Genomic DNA, 17,641 nt, shown 5'->3' with positions numbered 1-17,641 from the left:
GGCGCCGGTCGCGTCCGGGTCCGGCGCCGCGGCCTGCTCGACCTGGTCGCGGCCGCGCCGCTTGGCGGCGTAGAGCGCCTCGTCGGCGGCCTGCAGCAGCTCGTCGGGGCTCTGCCCGGGTGACAGGGAGGCGACGCCGGCGCTGAACGTGACACGCAGCGTGCGGCCGCAGGCGTGCACGGTCTCGCCCGCCACCCGCGCGCGCAGCGCGTCGACCCGGGCGAAGGCCTCCTGCCCGGTGGTGCCGGGGAACACGACGACGAACTCCTCCCCGCCGTGGCGCGCGGCGACCTCCCCCGGGCGGACGGCGCCGCCGAGCAGCCGGGCGAAGCGGACCAGGACCTCGTCCCCGGCCAGGTGGCCGTAGCGGTCGTTGACCTGCTTGAAGTGGTCGATGTCCAGCAGGGCGAGACTGAGCGGCGAACCGCCCCCGGCGGCCCCGGCCACCTCGCGCCGGAGCCCGTCCATCAGGTGGCGGCGGTTGTGCAGGCCGGTCAGCGCGTCCCGGGAGGCCTGCTCGGCCAGGTCGGCGCGGAGCAGTTCGATGGTGCGCAGCTGCTCGCGCAGGCGGGAGTTGGCCCGCTCCAGCTCCCCCTGCTGCTCCAGCAGCAGGGCGTTGGCCTGCTCCAGCTCGCGCCGCTGCCGGTTGAGCGCGGTGACGTCCCGGCCGACCATGGCCCACCCGGCGCGCTCGCCCCGGCGGTCGTGCAGCGGGGTGGTGCGCACGTTCAAGTCCACGTGCCGCCCCGCGCGGTCGGTGAAGACCAGGTCCGTCTCCCCGCCCTCGGCGGGGGTGTAGACCCCGCCGAGGATCTCCTTGAGCGAGAGCCCGAGGAGCCTGCCGGGCAGGCCGGGCCGGAGCCGGTGCAGCATGCGCCCGGCGGCGGAGTTGAGGTCGAGGATCCGGCCGGTCGAGTCGACGGTCACCACCGCGTCGCCGATCATCTCGACGACCCGGTCGCGCGCCACCGGGACCAGCTCGGGGAGGGACCGGTGGACCAGCAGCCAGTGCGTGATGACCGTGGTGGCGCAGAAGCCGACCGGGGTCAGGTCGGCGGTGCGCACGAGCCCCAGCAGGCCGAGCGCGTTGCCCAGGGTCGAGGGGCCGACGCTGAGCAGGATGAGGCCGTACAGGCGGCGGTGGGGGCGCGGGCCGTGCAGCCACGCGCGGGCCAGCCGCAGTACGGCGACGCCGAACAGCAGGTAGCTGTAGGCGGTGTGCGCCCAGAACAGCGGGCCGAACTCGGGTATCCGCGCGTCGGGCGAGACCGCCCAGTCCATGGAGAGGAAGAACAGGTGGTGCGCGGGACCGGTCGCGATCGCGACCGCGACCAGCGCGGGCTCGACCGTCAGCAGCAGGGCGGTACGGCGCGGCAACCGCCAGGCACGGTCCACCATGGCCGCGGACATGCACCAGAAGCCCGCCATGGCGGCGCATACGCCGAGGTATTTGACGATCGCGAGCAGGAGCGCGGCGTCCGGGTCGGTGTTCAGCGCGATGAGCGCCTCCGACACCGACCACACCGCGATCGCCGCGGCGGCGGACGCGAGGGTGCCGACCGCGGGGGCCGCGCGGCGGCGGCGCCAGCCGACGGCGGCGACCACGGCGGCCACGGCCGCCGACAGGGCGAAGAGCGGGAGCAGGAACGGCAGCCCCATCATCCCGCTCCTTCCTCGCACATCCGGTACGTCCTCCCCCCATCGGCCGGACGGCCCTCCACCGTAGGGATCCGCCGCGGGGAATCCGCGCCGCCCGGGGACGCGCCGCAGGGCCGTCCGAGGACGCCGGGCGGGGCGGAGGCGGGATGCCGGGAGCGGGGCGCCGGAGCGGGGCGCCATGGGCGGGCGCCGACCGCGCCTTGTCTTCAAGTAACTGGTTACTTACGATGATTGCGTGAGCAACGGACTGTTCGAGGACGACGATCTCATCCGCAGGGTGTCCCGTGAGGGCATCCTCCTGGCCGCCGGCGGCGCCGCGTCGCTGCTGCAGACGGCCCATCCGAAGGTGGCCCAGGGGGTCTACGACCACAGCTACACCGCCGAGGACCCGCTCGGGCGGCTCCGCGGCACCATGCAGTGGGTCTACGCCGTCTCCTGGGGCACCCGGGAGGAGGCCGAGCGGCTGAGCGCGGTCGTGACGAGGATGCACGACCGGGTGACCGGTCCCGGCTACCGCGCCAACGACCCCGAACTGCAGGTCTGGGTGGCGGCCACGCTCTTCGCCACCGCCGTGCACCTCTACGAGAGCCTCTTCGGGCGGCTGAGTGACGCCGAGCGCGCCGCGTACTACGAGCAGTCCAAGGTCTTCGCGACCATCCTCGGCTGCCCGCCCGACAAGCCGCCCGCCACCTACGCCGACTTCCGCGTCTACTACGCGGACATGATCTCCAGGATCGAGATCGGCGACGCCTCGCGGGCCGTCGCCGAGCAGGTGCTCCACCCCGACGTGCCGTGGTTCCTCCGCCCAGGCCTGCCCGCCGTCCGGCTCATGACCGCGGGGCTGATGCCCGCACCGATCCGCGAGCAGTACGGCTGGAGCTGGACCCCCGCCCGGCGGATGCGTTTCCGCCTGCTCCTGCGGCTGCTGGCCCTCGTCTATCCGAGGCTGCCGCTGCGCGTGCGCACCCTGCCCCGGGACCACTACCTGCGCGAGCTGCGCAGGAGGACGGGCGGCCGCAGGACCGTCCCGGCCTGACCGCGGATCCGGGACCGGACCGCCGCGCCGTCGCCCCTTACTGGAATTCGGTGACCCTTCGCATTACTGTGGCTACTCTACGTGGTTACCTCTTCTTGACCAGCGAGGACATGTCATGTGGCGACGGTGTGCCGTCTACGGGCCTCTGGCGACCTGGGCCGTCGTCACCGGCCTGCTCACCGGGTGCCAGTCCGCGCCCGCCGAGCCCGTCTCCGCCGCGGAGCGGCCGGTCCTGCCCGCGGACCCCGACCCCGGACCCCGGGTGGCCGCGGAGCGCGCCGTGCTCGCCTCCTACCGCGGCATGTGGCGGGAGTTCACCGCCGCGGCCGGGAGCGCCGACTGGCGGGCACCCGGGCTCGGCGAGTACGCCACCGGGGACGCCCTCGCCGTGCTGCGGCACGGCCTGTGGCTCGCCGGCCGGAAGGGCCAGGTCGTCCGGGGGGAACCGGCCCTGTCCCCGGAGGTCACCGCGCTCAGGCCGGCGGTCGCGCCGACCAGGGCCAGGATCGTCGACTGCGTGGACGACACCGGGTTCACCGTCCGCACCCGGGCGGGGGAGGCGGTGACCGGGGGCGCGCCCGCCGGGCGGCACCGGACCGCCGCGGGCCTGGTCCTGCGGGACGGCTCCTGGTACGTCAGGACGCTGGTGCTCAGGGAGGCCGGGACATGCTGAGCCGCGACGTGCCGGGCCGGGGCGTGCTGCGGTGCGCCGCGACGCTGGTCACCGCGCTCTGCACCGCCGCCGCTCCCGGCGCCGCGGTGGCGGCCGCTCCCCGGACGGGCGCCGGAGCCGTGGTGGCCGCGCCCGGAGCCGGTGCCGGGACGGCGCCCGCTCCCGGAGCCGCGGCCGTGGTGACCGCGCCCGGAGCGGCCGCCGCCGTTTCCGGCGCGGGGAGCCCGGACTCCGGAGGCGGGGAGACCGTCCGCGCCACCGGGGGGCGTGCCCCCGCGGGCCGCGCCGCCGGCGGCAACCTCCCCCGGAGCCGTGCCTCCGCCGGCCGCGCCGCGGGGGACGCGGACGAGGCCGTCGGCGGTCTCACGTTCATCCGGTGCGGCTCCGGAGGCGGTCCGGGATGCGTGACGCGCGTCAGGCGCTGGTGGAAGAAGGTCGCCGGGAGCGCGGCACTCCCACCGGACGGCGCCGCCCCGCACCGGGGCCGGACGGACGCCGCAGGTGAACCGGTCGCGGACCGGCCGGGCGCGGCCGGGCTCTCCGGTCTCCGGGGCCGGGCGGGCACGCCGTACGCGCCCGGCCCTTCCGGCCGGGCGGGCGGCCCGCCGTACGGGGCCGACTCGCTGGCGCTGCCGTACGGTCCGGACCCCAGAGAGCCGCTGGAGGCGTCGGCGCGCGGCGGGACGGTCCCCGCGCGGGGGGCCGGTGGCGGCGGATCCGGCAGCGGCGGGGCCGGCACGGCGGGAGAGGACGCCGGGCGGGCCCGGGCGCGGCCCCCGGCGGCGGCCGTGGCGGCGGCGGAGCGCCTCGACCTGCCCCGCCCCGAGATCGGCTCCTCCCCCCGGCCGGAGGAGCTGCAACTGGTCCGGTTCCCGATCTGGCTCACCGTCCCGCGGAGGACCTGGCGCCCGCGCACGGCCACCGCCACCGAGGACGGGACCACCGCCACCGTCGTCGCCCGGCCGGTCCGCGTGACCTGGACCATGGGCGACGGCACCACGGTGGTCTGCCGGGGCCCGGGCACGGCGTACCGCGAGGGCCGGGACGACCCGCGCCGCCCCTCGCCCACCTGCGGCCACACCTACCTCGAACCGAGCACGGACGCCGCGGGCGGCGAGTACCGCGTCACCGCGACGGTCACCTGGGAGGCCACCTGGACCGCCGGCGGGCGGAGCGGCCCGCTCCCGCCCCTGACCACCTCGGCGGGCACGGCCTTCCGCGTCGCCGAGTCCCAAGCGATCGTCACATCCTGATGTCACAGCCTGCAGAGGGGGAAGCAGTGGTCACGACGGCGGTCAGACCGGCGCGGCCGACGACCGGCGCTCCGAGGAAACGCCGGAGCACCGCCAGAGTGCTGTTCGGGACCGTCCTCGTGGCGGCGTGCGCGCTCGGCTCGGCCGCGGTCACCCTGCGGACCGGCGGCATGGACGGCGCGGTGGCCGTCCGCGCGGACCTCCCGGCCGGACACGTGCTCACCGCGGACGACCTGCGCACGGTCACCGGGAGCACGGCGGCCGGGCTCATCCCGGCGAGCCGGGCCGAGAGCCTGGTCGGCAGGAGGCTCACCCTCCCGGTGGTGGCCGGCGCCCTGCTCACTGAGAAGAACATCGGCGCCGCCGCCTACCCGCGGCCGGACCAGGCGCTGATCGGCGCCGCGGTACGGCCCGGGCAGTACACCCCCGGCCTCGCACCCGGCGACCGGGTCGCCGTCGCGGAACTCCCCGGCGACACCGTCGTCACGAGCACCCGGGCCAGGTCACAGCCGGTGATCGCTGTGGTGACCGACGTGCGCCGCCCCGAGCAGCCGCAGAGCCCCGCCGTGGTCACGCTGCTGCTGTCCCGGAACGACGCCGAGAAGATCGCGGTCCCGGTCGCGCAGGGACTGTTCAGCCTGGTCCAGGTCTCGCCGGAGGCGCGATGACCGTCATCGGCGTCGCCTCGATGAAGAACTCCCCGGGCGTGACCACCCTGGCCCTCGCCCTGGCGGCCACCTGGCCCGGACCCGACGTGATCCTGGCCGAGCTGGACGCCTCCGGCGGCGAGCGCCGCGGCCGCTTCCGGCTCGAACCGGCACCGGGCACCGTCTCCCTCGCCGCCGAGACCCGCAGCCGCCGCGACGCGGACGTGCTCTGGCGCCACACGCAGGCCCTCCCCGGCGGACTGCGGGTGATCACCGCCCCCACCCGGCCGGACCACGCCCACACCGCGCTCATGACGCTCAGCGCCACGCTGCCGGAGGTCTTCGGCAAGCTCCCGGCCGGCACGGCCGTCCTCGCCGACCTGGGCCGCCTGGCGGGCCCGGCCGCGGAGCTCGCCGCGAGCATGGACCGCGTCCTGGTGCTGGCCCGCCCCCGGCTGACGGACCTGGCCCACCTGGAGGGCCTGGCGGAGACCGTGCCCCACGCCGAACTGGTCCTGGTCGGCCGGGGCGACTACCCGCCCCGGGAGGTGACCGACGCGATCGGCGTGCGGATCCGCGCCCACGTCGCGCACGACCCGGCCGCCCAGGCGTTCCTGGAAGGACGGCGGCAGCGGACCCGCCTGGTCCGGGCCGCCCGCCGCATCTCCGGCGCGCTCGCCGCGGTGGCCCCGCTGGAAGGCGCGGCGTGACCGGGCAGGTGCTGCTCTCCGTGCTGGCCGGGGCGGGCGCCGGGGCCGGGCTCCTGCTGATCGTCTCCGGGCTCCGCCGGGGCGGGGACGACCGGGAGCACAGGGAACGGCTCGGGCGCGGGCCTCGCGCCGACCGCCGCACCCTGGTCCGGCTCGCCGCCTCGCTGGCCGCGGCCGCCGCCGTCGCCCTGCTCACCCGGTGGCCCGTCGGCACCGCGCTGGCCGGGCTCGCGGGCTGGTTCCTGCCGGGGGTGCTCGGTCCGGACCGCGAGCACGCCCGGACCGTGGAGCGGATCGAGGCCGTCGCGAGCTGGGCGGAGATGCTCCGCGACGTCCTCGTCACGCCGACCCGCCTGCAGCAGGTCGTCACCGCGACCGCGCCGATCGCGCCGCAGGCGATCCGCTCCCGGATCGTCTGGTGCGCCGCGCGGGTCGACCGGGGCGAGCCGCTCCCGGACGCGCTCCGGCAGCTCGCCGCGGAACTGGCCGACCCGACCGGCGACCTGGTGTGCTCGGCGCTGGTCCTGGCCGCCGGACGGCGGACCGACCGGCTCGGCGACCTGCTCGGCGCACTGGCCGACACCGCCCGCGCCCACGCCGCCCTCCGGCTGCGCGTCGCCGACGCCCGGGCCCGGGCCCGGGCGTCCGCACGGGCGATCGTCGTCGCGACGGCGGCTGCGGCGGGCGCCCTGGTGGTGTTCAACCGGGAGTTCCTCGCCCCCTACGACACCGTGGACGGGCAGTTCGTCCTGCTGGTGACCGGGCTGGTCTGCGCCGCCTCGTTCCTGCTGCTCCACCGGACCGGCCGGATCGCCGACCCGCCGCGCCTGCCGCCCTCCGGAACCGGCGGGGGTGAGGGCTGATGGTGGTCGCACTGCTGCTCGGCGCGGGCGCCGGGCTGGGGCTGGTCTCGGTGCTGTTCGGGATCTGGCCCGCCCGGCCCACGCTCGCCCAGGAGCTGCACCGGCTCCGCCACGGCACCCCCGCACGGCACGGCGCCGGTGCCGCCGGGGGCTGGCGCGGCCGCATCGGCCGCCCGCTGGCCGGGCCGCTGGCCGCCTGGGGCCTGCCCGGCACCGCGACCCGCCGTGACCTGGCCGTCTGCGGCCGGAGCGCGGAGAGCCTGTTCGGGGAGAAGGCCGCGGCGGCCCTGGCGCTCGCGCTGGTCGCCCCCGCCGCGCACGCCGTCGCCCTGTGGGCCGGTGTCCCGCTGCCGTGGCAGCTGTCCGCCGGGGCGGTCCTGCCGCTGGCGGTGACGGGCTTCCTGCTCCCCGAACCGGCGTTGAAGGCCCGGGCCGCCCGGCGGCGGGCCGAGCTCCGGCACGCGCTGGCGGCCTTCCTCGACCTGACCGTCATCGCCCTGGCGGACGGCCGCGACCTGGACGGTGCGCTGGCCGAGGCGGTCCGGGGCGGGAGCGGGTGGGCGTTCACGCGGCTCCAGGGCGCGGTGAGAGCCGCCCAGGCCGCCCGCCGCCCGCCCTGGGCCGCCCTGGGGCGGATGGGCGAGGAGTACGGCGTGCGCGAGCTGGCCGAGCTCGCCGTCGCGGGGGGACTCGCCGGGGCCGACGGCGCCCGGCTGCGCGCCTCGCTCGCGGCCCGGGCCGCGGCGCTGCGGGCCCGCGAGCTCGCCGAGGTCGAGACGGCCGCCCGGATCGCGGCGGAGCGCATGGGCCTGCCCGTGGCCGGTCTGCTCCTCGGCTTCCTGGTCTTCATCGGGTATCCGGCCGTCGTCTCGGTGCTGTCCGGGCTCTAGAACCGCTGGAGGAGCTCTGCGCGACGGGGGGAACGAGGTGATCCGCGACCGGACGCGGTGGTCCGCGGCGGGCCGGACGGTGTCCTCGATGGGCCGGACGGTGGTGGGCCGGAGGGGGCGCGCGGCGGATCGGGGCGCCGCGACGGTGCAGGCGGCGGTGGCCTTCCCCGCCGCGCTGCTGCTGGTCCTGCTCGTCGTCCAGTTCGGAGTGTGGCGGCACGCCGTACACGTCGCGGAGGTGACGGCGGCCGAGGCGCTGGCGGCCGCCCGGGTCCGCGGGGCCGGTGCGGGCGGCGGCCAGGCGAAGGCCGCGCTGCTGCTGCCGCAGCTCGGACGGTCGGCGCTGCGCGACCCGCAGGTGTCGGTGTCCCGCACGGCGGAGACCGCCCACGCGGAGGTCAGCGGGGCCGCCCAGGCGGTCGTGCCGTTCCTGGAGCTGCCGGTGCGGGTGGTCGTGCACGGGCCGGTGGAGGGGGCGGGGAACGCGGGGGGCGGCCGGTGAGACCGGTACGGGGTGACCGGGGGGCGGCGGGCACGGCGCTGCTGCTGTCCGTGCCGCTGCTGGTCCTGCTCGCCCTGGCCGCGCTCGTGACGGGCGGCCTGGTCGGCGCCCGGCTGGAGGTCGACGGCGCCACCCGCCAGGCGGCCCGGGCCGCCGCCGTCGCCCGCGATCCGGGCGCGGCCCTGTCGGCGGCCCGGTCCGCCGCCGAGGCGGCGCTCGCCTCGGGCCGCACCGGCTGCGCCGGGCGCGATCTGCACGTGGGCGTCGGGGCGCTGCAGCCGGGCGGCACCGTGACCGTCACCGTGACCTGCCGCATCCGGCTGGCGGACATCGCGATGGCGCGCGTCCCGGGCGGTACGGACCTCACCTCGGCCTTCGCCGTACCGGTCCACTCCTGGCGGGTGCGGTGAACGGAGCGGCGGAGGAGGGCGCGGTGGACGGGCCCGCGGGGGCGCGGGGCGGAAGGAGGCACGGGAGGCACGCGATGAGGGGGAGCCTGCGATGAGAGGCATCGCGGTGGGCGTCGTGGGCGCACTGCTCCTGCTGGCCGGGATCGTCGTGGACGGGGGACTCGTGCTCGCCGCCCGGGCACAGGCGGTCAACGAGGCGTACGAGGCCGCGCGCGCGGGTGCCCGGCAACTCGACTTCGCCGCCTACCGGCGTGTCGGGGAGATCCGGCTGGACCCGGTCCGCGCCCGGGCCGCCGCGCTGGCCTACGCCGCCGCGACCCCCGACTCCGCCGCGGTGGAGGTCTCCGGCGACACGGTGACGGTCGTCGTCCGGGCCACCCGGCCGCTGCGGATCCTAGGCCTCGTCGGGGTGGGCGACGTCCAGGTCACCGGCAGGGCGTCGGCGACGGCGCAGCGCCGGACGGCGGGAGCGCCGTGACGAGGAGGAGGGCGTGACCCCGGACGGCGCGGGTGCCGCGGCGGGGGCGCCGCGATGAGGAGGGCGTCGGCGGTCGCCGCGCGGGCGGCGCGCCTGACCGGTGCGCTCGTCGTGCTCGCGGCGGTCGAGGCGGGGCTCCCGGTCCTCCTGGTCCGGCTCGCCGCTCCGCCCCCGCCGGAGCGGCTCCCGGCGTGGATCGCGGCGCTGGTCCCCACCCGGGTCCCGTCGTGGGAGGAGGTCGGGGAGGCGCTCGCGGCCCCGCTCCCTGACGGCGCGCCGCTCGCGCTCCTGGCCGGCTCGCTCTGGCTGCTGTGGGCGGCGTTCACGGTCGCCGTGCTCGCCGAGACCGCCGTCGCGGTGCGCGGCGTGGAGATCCGCACCCCACCGCTCGGACCGGTGCGGGTCGTGGCGGAGCGGCTGGTCGGGGCGCTGGCCGCGGTGGCGCTGCCGCTGGACCGGCCGCCCGCGGCCGTCCGGGCGGAGCCGTCGACGATCATGGTGGCCGCCGCCGACGACTCGTGCCCGACGGCGCCGATGCGCAGGATCACCCTGGAGAAGGACGCGACCGACCCGGGCGGTCCGCCGCCCGCTCCCCGGTCCTCCTGGCCGCCCGTCCCCGTTCCACCTGTCCGGCGGCCGTCTCCGCCCGTCCCGGTGCCGCAGGCGCGGACTCCCTCCGCCGGGTTCCCGCCGGGCCCGGTCCTCCGGGACGCGGACCCGGATCCGCCCGCGACGGCCGCGGGCGCCCCCGGCGACCCGGCGGGTCCGGCCCCGGCGGGTCGGGCGGCTCCCACCCGCGTGCGTCCGGCCGGCGCGCCCTCCGGGTCCTGCGGGGACGCCGGTGCGGGAGGGCCCGAGCCTGCGCCCGGCGATCCGGCGGCGCCGGGTGCCGCCGCCCGGGAGGCGGCCCCGCGGACGGGGCTGGCGGTGGAGACCCCGTCGGGGGGTGTGGTCTCCCTGCCCTTCGCCGCGGGGGTCAGCACCGCCCACGCCGCCGCCCGTCTCCACCGCCACCGGAGGAGGCGGATCCTCCTGCGGGTCCAGCAGACGGCTCCGGTCCAGGCTCCGCCCGAGGGTCCGGCTCCGGCCGGGTCGGGACCGGAGCCGGAGCCCGCCCCCGTCGTGCGGGCGCTGCGCCGGGCCCACCTGCGGACCTGCGCGGACCGGGGAGAGGGGCCGCCGTCCGACGCGGACCTGGTGCGGCAGGCGTTCTCCCTCCGGGTCCCGGACCGGTTACTCGCCGGCCACCGCACGGACCGGAGCCGGGTCGAGGTCGGACTCGCCGGGCTCAACCTGGGCCTCACCGGGGCCGGGGCCGCCCCCGCAGCCCGCGCGCTGGTCCTCGACCTGCTCCGGCAGGCCGGGTGGTTCCGTGCCGAGGTCGTCATCCGTACGGCGGACCTGCGGGAGTTGTTCGGCCTGTCCGCGCGGGAGGCGGAGAGCCTGGCGGGCGCCGTACCGGGCCTGGCGGTCGTCGAGTCGGCGGACGCGGCCGTCGACCGGTTCACCGAGACGCACTTCGCCCGGCGCCGGATGCTGATCGAACGCGCCGCGACCGACGTCGCCGAGCTGCGGGAACGCGATCCCGGAGAGGCGCTGCCCGCCGTACTGCTGGTCGCCGCGGTGACCGAGGAGCTCTTCGACTGGGACGTCGCCGGACTGCTGGCGTCCTCCTCCCGGACCGGCACCGGGGCGCTGCTCCTCGGAGACTGGCCGTCCGGGACGACCTGCGAGATAGGACCGGACGGCCGGGTCGGCGCGGTGGAGGGACCGGAGGCCGGGAACCTGCTCGGGGGGTGGCTCTTCCACCTGCCGCCCGACGAGGCGCGCGACTGCCTGCGCGGGTTCGCCGTCCCGGACGGGGACGGCCTGCGCGGGCTCGCCGTCCCGGACGGGAACGGCGGGCGCCCGGCGGAGGAGGGCGCGGACCCGGACGCGCTGCCGCCCTGGGAAGGGCCGGAACCCGTGCGGCTGTCCATCCTCGGGCGCCCGGTCGTCCAGGTGAAGGGCCGCCCCGAGGCGGTCCCCCTGGACGGTCCCGCCCTGCACCTGCTCGTCCTCCTCGCCCTGCACCCGGACGGCGTGGGGAGCGGGGAGATCCGCGCCGCGCTGTGGCCGGGCGCGTCGCGGGACGCCTGCGTGCACGCCGCCCTGCGGTGCCTGCGCGACACGCTGCGGGCCGCCGCCGACGGCGCGGACCGGGGGCGGCGCGGCTCTCCGTTCATCAGGGAGGACGGCGGGGTCTACCGCCTCGACCCGGTCATGGTCGCCGTGGACCTGTGGGACTTCGAGGCCGTGGTGGAGGAGGCGCGCACGGCCGGCGACGGCAGGACGCGGCTCGGAGCCCTAGACTGCGCCGCCCAGCTGTGCCGGGGCGCCCTGGCCGAGGGGCTCGCCTGCGGGTGGATCGACGAGCGGCGGAGCGCGCAGACGCGGCTCCGGACGGACGTGCTCGCCGAGCTGGCCGGGCTCCGCGCCGAAGACGACCCCCGCGCCGCCCTCGGCGTCCTCGAGCGCGCCGTCGCCCTGGACCCGGACCCGGAGGAGCTGTGGCGCCGCCTCATCCGCCTCCAGCTCGAACTCGGCCGGCGCGACCGGGCGGAGGAGACGGCGGCGCGCCTGCGGGAGCGCCTGGACGCGATGGGGGTACGGCCCACCCCCGAGACGGAACGGCTGCTGGCCGAGCTCTGACCCCTCCCGCGGGCGGACGGGACTCGCCGCGGGCTCGTGCCCCGCCGCGCCGGGACCGGGGCGAATGCTCACGCAGGGGGCATCCGATGGTTACTCCCACCTCAGCCGTCGGTCATCTGCGATTGTCAAGTTCGGGCCGTAGGTCGTCCGCACGCCTGAGGAGACGCATGTTCCGACGACTCGGCCCCATCATCACGACCGCACTGGCACTGTTCACGGCGCTCACCCCCGCGGCGGGCGCCGCGGCGGCGCCGGAGGTGGTCAACGTCGCCCACCGGGGCGCCTCCGCCTACGCGCCGGAGAACACCCTCGCCGCCTTCGACCTGGCGCGGGAGCAGCGCGCCGACATGTTCGAGCTCGACGTGCAGGAGACCAGGGACCACGAGCTGGTCCTGATGCACGACACGGCCCTGGCCCGCACCACCGACGCCGAGCAGGTCTTCCCGGATCGGGCGCCGTGGCGGGTCGGCGACTTCACCCTCGCGGAGATCCGGAAGCTGGACGCGGGCTCCTGGTTCGCCTCGCGGTACGCGGGCGAGCCCGTGCCGACGCTCGGCGAGGCGCTGCGCGCGATGGACGGCAGCGGGCTGGGGCTGCTGCTTGAGGTCAAGGCGCCGCACCTCTACCCGGGCATCGAGGCCCGCATCGCCACCGAGCTGCGGCGCCACTCCTCCTGGCTGCGCCCCGGCAGGCTCGTGGTGCAGTCGTTCGACTGGGACTCGATGCGCACGTTCCACCGGGCCATGCCCCGGGTCCCGGTCGGCCTGCTCGGCACGCCGGCGGCCGCGGAGCTGCCGGAGCTGGCGGCGTTCGCCGACCAGATCAACCCGCCGCACACCGCCCTCACGGCCGACTACGTCCGCCGCGTCCACCGGCGCGGCATGGAGGTCCACACCTGGACCGTGGACGATCCGGCGGTCATGCGCCGCCTGATCTCCCAGGGGGTGGACGGCATCATCACCAACAAGCCCGACGTGCTGCACCGGCTCGTCCGCTGATCCGGGCCGCCGCGCCGGGTGCGGCTCCTCGCTAGGCTGCGGGCATGTCGGCAGCCGATCAGGAGACCGTGCCCGGCGGGGACCTCGCGCCGCTGCTCGGCGGGGCGTGGAGCGCCGGATCGCACCGCGACGCGCTGGCCGGCCTCGCCCGGCTGGGGTGGACGCCGTGCGGGGTCGGGGACTGGGCGGTCGCCCTGCGTTCCCCGGACGGCCTGCTGGCCGCCCGGGTCTGCCCGTTCGACCCGGCCTACCCGGCGTTCCTGGAGCTGTGCAGCCGCCTGCCCGGCAACCCGTACCTGCCGCGCGTCGCGTTCAGCACGCCGCTGGAGGGCGGCGGTTCGCTGGCGGTGCTGGAGTTCCTGGCGCCGGTGGAGGAGCGCACCGCGGCCGACGTGGCGCGGCGGTGGCGGGAGGGCGGCGGCGACCCGGCCCTGCAGGAGGTGCGGCGCGCCGCACTGGAGATCGACGCGCGGTTCCGCGCCCGGGTGCCGTGGTGGGACGGGATCGACCTCAACCCCGGCAACGTACGGCGGGCGGTGGACGGGAGGATCGCGTTCATCGACGTGTTCTGCATGGACGGGGCGGCGCTGTACGGGCAGGTCCTCGCCGACGCGGCCGTGGTCCGCGACCGGTTCCCCGCCGACGGGACCCGGTATCTGCTGGACATCCCCCACATCGCCCGCGAGAGCGGGCCGGAGGAGATCCGCGCGCTGCGCGCCGCCTGGGGGTGACCGCCGCGCGGGCGGCGGCGGTCAGGGGAGGCGTCCGTCACGGACGCGGTCGACGGCCGGGGCTGACATCGCCCGCTCCGGCTCTGCCCGATCACTCACCGTGACGAGCGGGATCGTCGCCGCGTGACGGTGTCGCACGTCACCACGGATTCGGGCGCTTGGTGGACAGTGTGTAACCCGTGGCCCGATCACAGTCGGTCGTCGCCGAGGTGATGGTGACCCGCTGGTAACCTCTCGGCGGATCGGGAGGTGAACGATGGCGTTCAGTGGATTGGCCGCGCCCAGCGAGGCGGAGCAGGTCATCGGTACGGATGAGCTCTTCTTCTCGACGACGGACCGGCACGGGCTCATCCGCAGCGGCAACTCGGTCTTCGTCCGGATCTCCGGCTTCTCCGTCGAGGAGCTCGTCGGCGCCCCGCACAACATCGTGCGCCACCCCGACATGCCGGCCGGGGTGTTCCGGCTGGTGTGGGACCGCCTGCTCTCCGGGCGCCCGGCGGGGGCGTACGTGCAGAACCTCGCCAAGGACGGCAGCCGCTACTGGGTCTTCGCGACCATGACACCCTCGGAGGACGGCTTCCTGTCGGTCAGGATGGCGCCGCGGGCCGATCTGCTCGGCGCCGTCAAGCAGGTGTACCGGCAGGTCGCCGCGGCCGAGGCGGAGGCCGCCGAACGCGACGGGCTGAACCGGCGCGAGGTGGCGCAGGTCGGCATGGAGCGGCTCGAACACGCCCTGCGCGAGCTCGGCTTCGGCTCGCACGACGAGTTCCTGACCGAGGCGCTGACGACCGAGGTCGCCGCCCGGGGCCGGCTGGCCTCCGCGACCTACGCCCGGCCGTGGGCGCAGGGGCCGATCGCCGAGGTGCTGGCCGGCGCCGGAGCGCTGGAGACGCTCCTGGCCGACACGGTGCGGCGGCTGGAGGGCTACCGGGCGTTCAGCGACCGGCTCGCCCGGTCGTCCGCGCAGGTGCTCGGCGTGGCCCGCCGGCTCGACCGCATGGTCGCCGCCGCGCAGACCGCCTCCACGCTGGCCGCCGGGACCGCGCCGGTGCTGCACAACGTCTCGCGGGTGATGGCCACGTCGGCCCGAACCGCGGTGACCGCCCTGGAGCTGCTGGTGCCCGGGCTCGCCGCGCTGCGCTCGGACCTCGCGGACCTGCGTTTCCGGATCGCGCTGTCCGCCCTGCACAACGACATGGTCGCCGCGTTCGCCGCCGAGGTCGTGGACGACGTCGCGCCGCCGGCCTCGCTGCAGGAGGTGCCGCTGCTCTGCGACGCGGTGCAGGAGAGCGTGGCGGAGATGGCGGCCACGGCGCAGCGGGTGAACCGGGCGCTGCACGAGATCGTCGCCGGGCTCGCGGAGGCGGGGGAGCGGCTGGAGGAGTTCCGCCGCCTCCTCGGGCAGTGGCGGATCCTCGTCATGCGCCACGGGGCCGAGGACGCGCTCGGAGACCTGGTGGACTCGATCGACGACGAGTTCGCCGCGAGCTGGGACGGCATGCACATGCTGCGTGCGCTGAGCCGGGAGTTCGAGAGCTCGGCCGTACCGCTCGGCGTCGAGGCGCCGGCGGCGCAGATCGGCCGGATCCGCGCCGCGGCCACGGCCTCCCGGGACGCCGCCACGGCCGCCCAGGACGCCTCCTGAGGTCTCCGGCGGCGCCTTCCGGGGTGCCCGGAGTCGCCTCGTGAAGTGCCCGGAGTCGCTCCCCGGGGTGCCCGGCGGCGCCTTCCGGAGCGAGCCGCTCTCCCGGGGCAGCGGCCCGCGCCGCCTCCTGGTGCGGCGGGCGGGGTGTCACACCTGGCCGGCGTGGGCGGCCAGGATGCGCCAGCCGTGCTCGTCCGTGTGCACCCAGGTCCGGGTGTAGCGCATCCGGAAGGAGAACGGCTCGCCCGCGAACGTGCCCTCCAGCGTGCCGAGGAAGCAGGTGACGCCGGTGGTCCCCTCGACGAGGACGGTCAGGTCCTCCTCGGCGACCTTCGTCATGACCTGGGTCCGCGAGCGGTGGTTGTCGAGGTCGAGCCGCTTGGCCTCCGGGTGGCATCCGCCGTCCGGCGGCCCGGTGAAGACGAGCCGCTCGTGGAGGAGCCGGTCCAGCTCCTCCACGTCCCCGGCGAGCTGCGCCGCCTGAAGGCGCCTCTCGGCCGCGTACAGCTCCTCGGCAAGGGTGCTGCGGTCGGTCATGGTGGTCCTTCCTGGGCATGGGCCCGCCGGGACACGGACGAGCCGGTGGTCGTGCCATCCGGTGTACGGCACCGGCCCGGCGACCGGCAAGGAGCCGGTGAGCGGCAAGGGGACCGGGCCGGATCCTCACGGACCGCCCGCGTCCGGCGGGACCGCGTGCGCCCGGTGATCCTGCGGCCGGACCCGGTGACCGCCCGCGACCGCGTCGGACGGAGAACTCCCGTGGATCCGGCGACCGGTTCCGGGGCGCACGCGCCATTCTGGAGAGAGCAGATCCGCATCCCCTCGCCCACGCAGGAGCCGCCGATGCCCGCCCGCCGGATCGTCCCCAACGTCCAGTCCGAGGCCCTGGAGGAGAGCGCGGAGTTCTACGCGCTCCTGGGCCTGGAGCGGGTCATGGACCACGGCTGGATCGTGACGCTCGCCTCCCCGTCCGCCCCCACCGCGCAGATCAGCGTCATGACCGCTGACGCGACGGCGCCCGTCACCCCCGACATGAGCATCGAGGTGGACGACGTGGACGCCGCCTACGCGGCCATGCGCGACAGCGGCGCCGAGATCGTGCACCCGCTGCGGGACGAGGAGTGGGGCGTGCGCCGGTTCTTCGTCCGCGACCCGAACGGCCGCGTGGTCAACGTCCTGGGGCACCGGTGACCGCGGAGGCCCGCTGACGGCGGGCGCCGTCAGCGGGCCCGGCGGCCGACGCGTCACCGGGTCCGGCGGTCACGCCGCGCGGCGCGTCACCGGGTCCGGCGGCCGCGCCGCACGCGGGGCGCCGTACGCCGGGCGCCGGCCGCCGCGAAGCCGCCTCCCGCGGGCACTCCGGCCTCCCGGCCGCGCCCGGCGGCGCTACACGTGGTGGACGGTGATCGTTCGGGACACCCGGTCCTCGGTGCTGGGCTCCACGATCACGAACTGCTCCATCATGCCGCAGTCCTCGTGCCGGAGGATGTGGCAGCGGTACATGTACGGCGCGGCCGGGTCGGTGAACAGGCCGAACCTGACGGCGAGCCGTACCGTGCTCTTCGGCGGCAGGTAGACCGTGCCCTTACGGAAGCGACCTGGGAAACGCATGCGGGATCGTCCCTCGTATGTCCCCCGATCACTGACCTGCGGCCGCACACGACGGCATCCGGCTGCGTGTGATCGCTGGAAAAGGCCGCACCAAGCCCCTGGTCAGGGGCCTGGCGGCTGGTGGCGATGGTGCCTCGGCGGGGCACGGCGCAGATCTACGGCGTCTGAACCCGTGGGTCTGCGCGGTCGCCTTGTCGCGGAGGCGTGCGTCGCGGTGGCCAGGGGACGACGTGGACCCCGGCCCATCGAATGATCATGCGTGTGTCGGCGCCGGCTCTCACCGCTGAGGACCGGCCGACGGGAAAACAGCGCCCTGGCGTGTCTGGCGGTACCGGGCGGTTGAACTCCGCGGGGAGCTGCCGACCAGTTCCACCGTGCCTTCCTCCCGCATGATCGAGAGCCAGCGCCGTACCGTCTGATCCGTGAGCCCGGTGCGCCGGGCCAGCTCGGCTCTCGAGAGGGTCTCGTCGCCGAGCGCGCCCAGCAACTGCGGACGCCGGTCGGCCCGTGTGGAAGCCGGGGCTCCGGCAGAGGTACGGTCGCGCAGCCGCTGGGGCAGCTCGTAGCGGGCCCAGCGCCGGGTCCCTGTCTGAAGTACGAGCTCGCGCGCCACCAGATCCCGCAACTCGGCCGTGGCGACCCGTGAATCCACACCGGTCGTGCTCCGATAGGAGCGGTTGTCCAGGATCTCCCCGTCCCGGAGCATCGCCAGTGCGATGCACTGGCTGCCGGTGAGTCCCCTCTCCGAGGCTCTCGATCCATCTCACGGTCTTCTCATTCAACAACGCGTGAGCGTTTTTCATCCTGAGTAGCGGTCCTCTTCGATGAGCTGCAGGACGACGAT

The 17,641-nt window shown here is 76.6% G+C and carries 19 protein-coding genes; 15 read left to right on the top strand and 4 right to left on the bottom strand.

Annotated elements, in window-relative coordinates; genetic code table 11:
- Positions 1-1,659, bottom strand: a 1,659-nt coding sequence (locus tag ABD823_RS32850) for a histidine kinase N-terminal 7TM domain-containing diguanylate cyclase (protein WP_344866561.1), incomplete at its 3' end; no start/stop codon positions are given.
- Between the two features lie 235 nt (positions 1,660-1,894).
- Between ABD823_RS32850 and ABD823_RS32845 the strand changes: the two genes are divergently transcribed.
- From ABD823_RS32845 to ABD823_RS32780, 14 genes are all read left to right on the top strand, one after another.
- Positions 1,895-2,695 carry an oxygenase MpaB family protein gene (locus ABD823_RS32845; protein ID WP_344866559.1) on the top strand — a complete coding sequence of 267 codons (801 nt, stop codon included), beginning with the start codon at positions 1,895-1,897 and terminating at the stop codon, positions 2,693-2,695.
- A gap of 115 nt (positions 2,696-2,810) precedes the next feature.
- Entirely contained in the window at positions 2,811-3,368 is a 558-nt protein-coding gene (locus tag ABD823_RS32840; RefSeq protein WP_344866557.1) for a hypothetical protein, read from the top strand.
- A complete protein-coding gene (locus ABD823_RS32835; protein ID WP_344866555.1) occupies positions 3,362-4,621 on the top strand; it encodes a hypothetical protein in 1,260 nt (419 codons plus the stop codon). Before ABD823_RS32840 ends, ABD823_RS32835 begins: the two co-directional genes overlap by 7 nt.
- 98 nt (positions 4,622-4,719) lie before the next feature.
- The gene (locus ABD823_RS32830; protein ID WP_344866553.1) at positions 4,720-5,289 is read left to right on the top strand and encodes an SAF domain-containing protein; all 570 of its coding nucleotides are present in this window, start codon (positions 4,720-4,722) and stop codon (positions 5,287-5,289) included.
- Positions 5,286-5,978 (top strand): hypothetical protein, encoded by a 693-nt coding sequence (locus ABD823_RS32825; RefSeq protein WP_344866551.1) that lies wholly within the window; start codon positions 5,286-5,288, stop codon positions 5,976-5,978. Before ABD823_RS32830 ends, ABD823_RS32825 begins: the two co-directional genes overlap by 4 nt.
- Positions 5,975-6,841, top strand: a complete 867-nt coding sequence (locus tag ABD823_RS32820) for a type II secretion system F family protein (protein WP_344866549.1) — start codon at positions 5,975-5,977, stop codon at positions 6,839-6,841. The genes ABD823_RS32825 and ABD823_RS32820 overlap by 4 nt, the downstream gene beginning before the upstream one ends.
- Positions 6,841-7,731 carry a type II secretion system F family protein gene (locus ABD823_RS32815; protein ID WP_344866547.1) on the top strand — a complete coding sequence of 297 codons (891 nt, stop codon included), beginning with the start codon at positions 6,841-6,843 and terminating at the stop codon, positions 7,729-7,731. The genes ABD823_RS32820 and ABD823_RS32815 overlap by 1 nt, the downstream gene beginning before the upstream one ends.
- A gap of 88 nt (positions 7,732-7,819) precedes the next feature.
- Positions 7,820-8,233 (top strand): TadE/TadG family type IV pilus assembly protein, encoded by a 414-nt coding sequence (locus ABD823_RS32810; protein ID WP_344866545.1) that lies wholly within the window; start codon positions 7,820-7,822, stop codon positions 8,231-8,233.
- The gene (locus ABD823_RS32805) at positions 8,230-8,643 is read left to right on the top strand and encodes a pilus assembly protein (protein ID WP_344866543.1); all 414 of its coding nucleotides are present in this window, start codon (positions 8,230-8,232) and stop codon (positions 8,641-8,643) included. The genes ABD823_RS32810 and ABD823_RS32805 overlap by 4 nt, the downstream gene beginning before the upstream one ends.
- Positions 8,644-8,734: 91 nt before the next feature.
- On the top strand, positions 8,735-9,121 hold the full coding sequence (locus tag ABD823_RS32800) for a hypothetical protein (protein ID WP_344866541.1): 387 nt from the start codon (positions 8,735-8,737) through the stop codon (positions 9,119-9,121).
- Positions 9,122-9,175: 54 nt separating this feature from the next.
- The gene (locus ABD823_RS32795) at positions 9,176-11,812 is read left to right on the top strand and encodes an AfsR/SARP family transcriptional regulator (RefSeq protein ID WP_344866539.1); all 2,637 of its coding nucleotides are present in this window, start codon (positions 9,176-9,178) and stop codon (positions 11,810-11,812) included.
- A gap of 167 nt (positions 11,813-11,979) precedes the next feature.
- Positions 11,980-12,810 carry a glycerophosphodiester phosphodiesterase gene (locus ABD823_RS32790; RefSeq protein WP_344866537.1) on the top strand — a complete coding sequence of 277 codons (831 nt, stop codon included), beginning with the start codon at positions 11,980-11,982 and terminating at the stop codon, positions 12,808-12,810.
- 44 nt (positions 12,811-12,854) lie between these two features.
- Complete coding sequence (locus tag ABD823_RS32785) at positions 12,855-13,541, top strand: hypothetical protein (protein WP_344866535.1); 687 nt, start codon at positions 12,855-12,857, stop codon at positions 13,539-13,541.
- Between the two features lie 256 nt (positions 13,542-13,797).
- Complete coding sequence (locus ABD823_RS32780) at positions 13,798-15,186, top strand: PAS domain-containing protein (protein WP_344866533.1); 1,389 nt, start codon at positions 13,798-13,800, stop codon at positions 15,184-15,186.
- Between the two features lie 147 nt (positions 15,187-15,333).
- Here ABD823_RS32780 and ABD823_RS32775 read toward each other — a convergent pair whose 3' ends face one another.
- The gene (locus tag ABD823_RS32775) at positions 15,334-15,723 is read right to left on the bottom strand and encodes a nuclear transport factor 2 family protein (RefSeq protein ID WP_344866530.1); all 390 of its coding nucleotides are present in this window, start codon (positions 15,721-15,723) and stop codon (positions 15,334-15,336) included.
- Positions 15,724-16,029: 306 nt separating this feature from the next.
- Between ABD823_RS32775 and ABD823_RS32770 the strand changes: the two genes are divergently transcribed.
- Positions 16,030-16,377, top strand: coding sequence for a VOC family protein (locus tag ABD823_RS32770; protein ID WP_344866528.1), 348 nt, complete (start codon positions 16,030-16,032; stop codon positions 16,375-16,377).
- Positions 16,378-16,572: 195 nt separating this feature from the next.
- Here the strand turns inward: ABD823_RS32770 and ABD823_RS32765 are convergent, their stop codons facing one another.
- Both ABD823_RS32765 and ABD823_RS32760 read right to left on the bottom strand, forming a co-directional pair.
- Positions 16,573-16,845: a multicopper oxidase domain-containing protein gene (locus tag ABD823_RS32765; protein ID WP_344866526.1), complete on the bottom strand. Its 273-nt coding sequence runs from the start codon at positions 16,843-16,845 to the stop codon at positions 16,573-16,575.
- Between the two features lie 229 nt (positions 16,846-17,074).
- Positions 17,075-17,449 carry a helix-turn-helix domain-containing protein gene (locus ABD823_RS32760; RefSeq protein WP_344866524.1) on the bottom strand — a complete coding sequence of 125 codons (375 nt, stop codon included), beginning with the start codon at positions 17,447-17,449 and terminating at the stop codon, positions 17,075-17,077.
- Positions 17,450-17,641 lie beyond the last annotated feature (192 nt).

This window comes from Planomonospora alba (assembly GCF_039534085.1).
Classification (GTDB): domain Bacteria; phylum Actinomycetota; class Actinomycetes; order Streptosporangiales; family Streptosporangiaceae; genus Planomonospora_B; species Planomonospora_B alba.
The sequence above is the reverse complement of the archived record's forward strand: the minus strand, read 5'-3'. Positions and strand labels throughout refer to the sequence as shown.

Coding starts and splice junctions, on each gene's coding strand:
- ABD823_RS32840 (WP_344866557.1), top strand. CDS start 2,811: ATGTGGCGACGGTGTGCCGTCTACGGGCCTCTGGCGACCTGGGCCGTC.
- ABD823_RS32835 (WP_344866555.1), top strand. CDS start 3,362: ATGCTGAGCCGCGACGTGCCGGGCCGGGGCGTGCTGCGGTGCGCCGCG.
- ABD823_RS32825 (WP_344866551.1), top strand. CDS start 5,286: ATGACCGTCATCGGCGTCGCCTCGATGAAGAACTCCCCGGGCGTGACC.
- ABD823_RS32815 (WP_344866547.1), top strand. CDS start 6,841: ATGGTGGTCGCACTGCTGCTCGGCGCGGGCGCCGGGCTGGGGCTGGTC.
- ABD823_RS32810 (WP_344866545.1), top strand. CDS start 7,820: ATGGGCCGGACGGTGGTGGGCCGGAGGGGGCGCGCGGCGGATCGGGGC.
- ABD823_RS32800 (WP_344866541.1), top strand. CDS start 8,735: ATGAGAGGCATCGCGGTGGGCGTCGTGGGCGCACTGCTCCTGCTGGCC.
- ABD823_RS32795 (WP_344866539.1), top strand. CDS start 9,176: ATGAGGAGGGCGTCGGCGGTCGCCGCGCGGGCGGCGCGCCTGACCGGT.
- ABD823_RS32790 (WP_344866537.1), top strand. CDS start 11,980: ATGTTCCGACGACTCGGCCCCATCATCACGACCGCACTGGCACTGTTC.
- ABD823_RS32785 (WP_344866535.1), top strand. CDS start 12,855: ATGTCGGCAGCCGATCAGGAGACCGTGCCCGGCGGGGACCTCGCGCCG.
- ABD823_RS32780 (WP_344866533.1), top strand. CDS start 13,798: ATGGCGTTCAGTGGATTGGCCGCGCCCAGCGAGGCGGAGCAGGTCATC.
- ABD823_RS32775 (WP_344866530.1), bottom strand. CDS start 15,723: ATGACCGACCGCAGCACCCTTGCCGAGGAGCTGTACGCGGCCGAGAGG.
- ABD823_RS32770 (WP_344866528.1), top strand. CDS start 16,030: ATGCCCGCCCGCCGGATCGTCCCCAACGTCCAGTCCGAGGCCCTGGAG.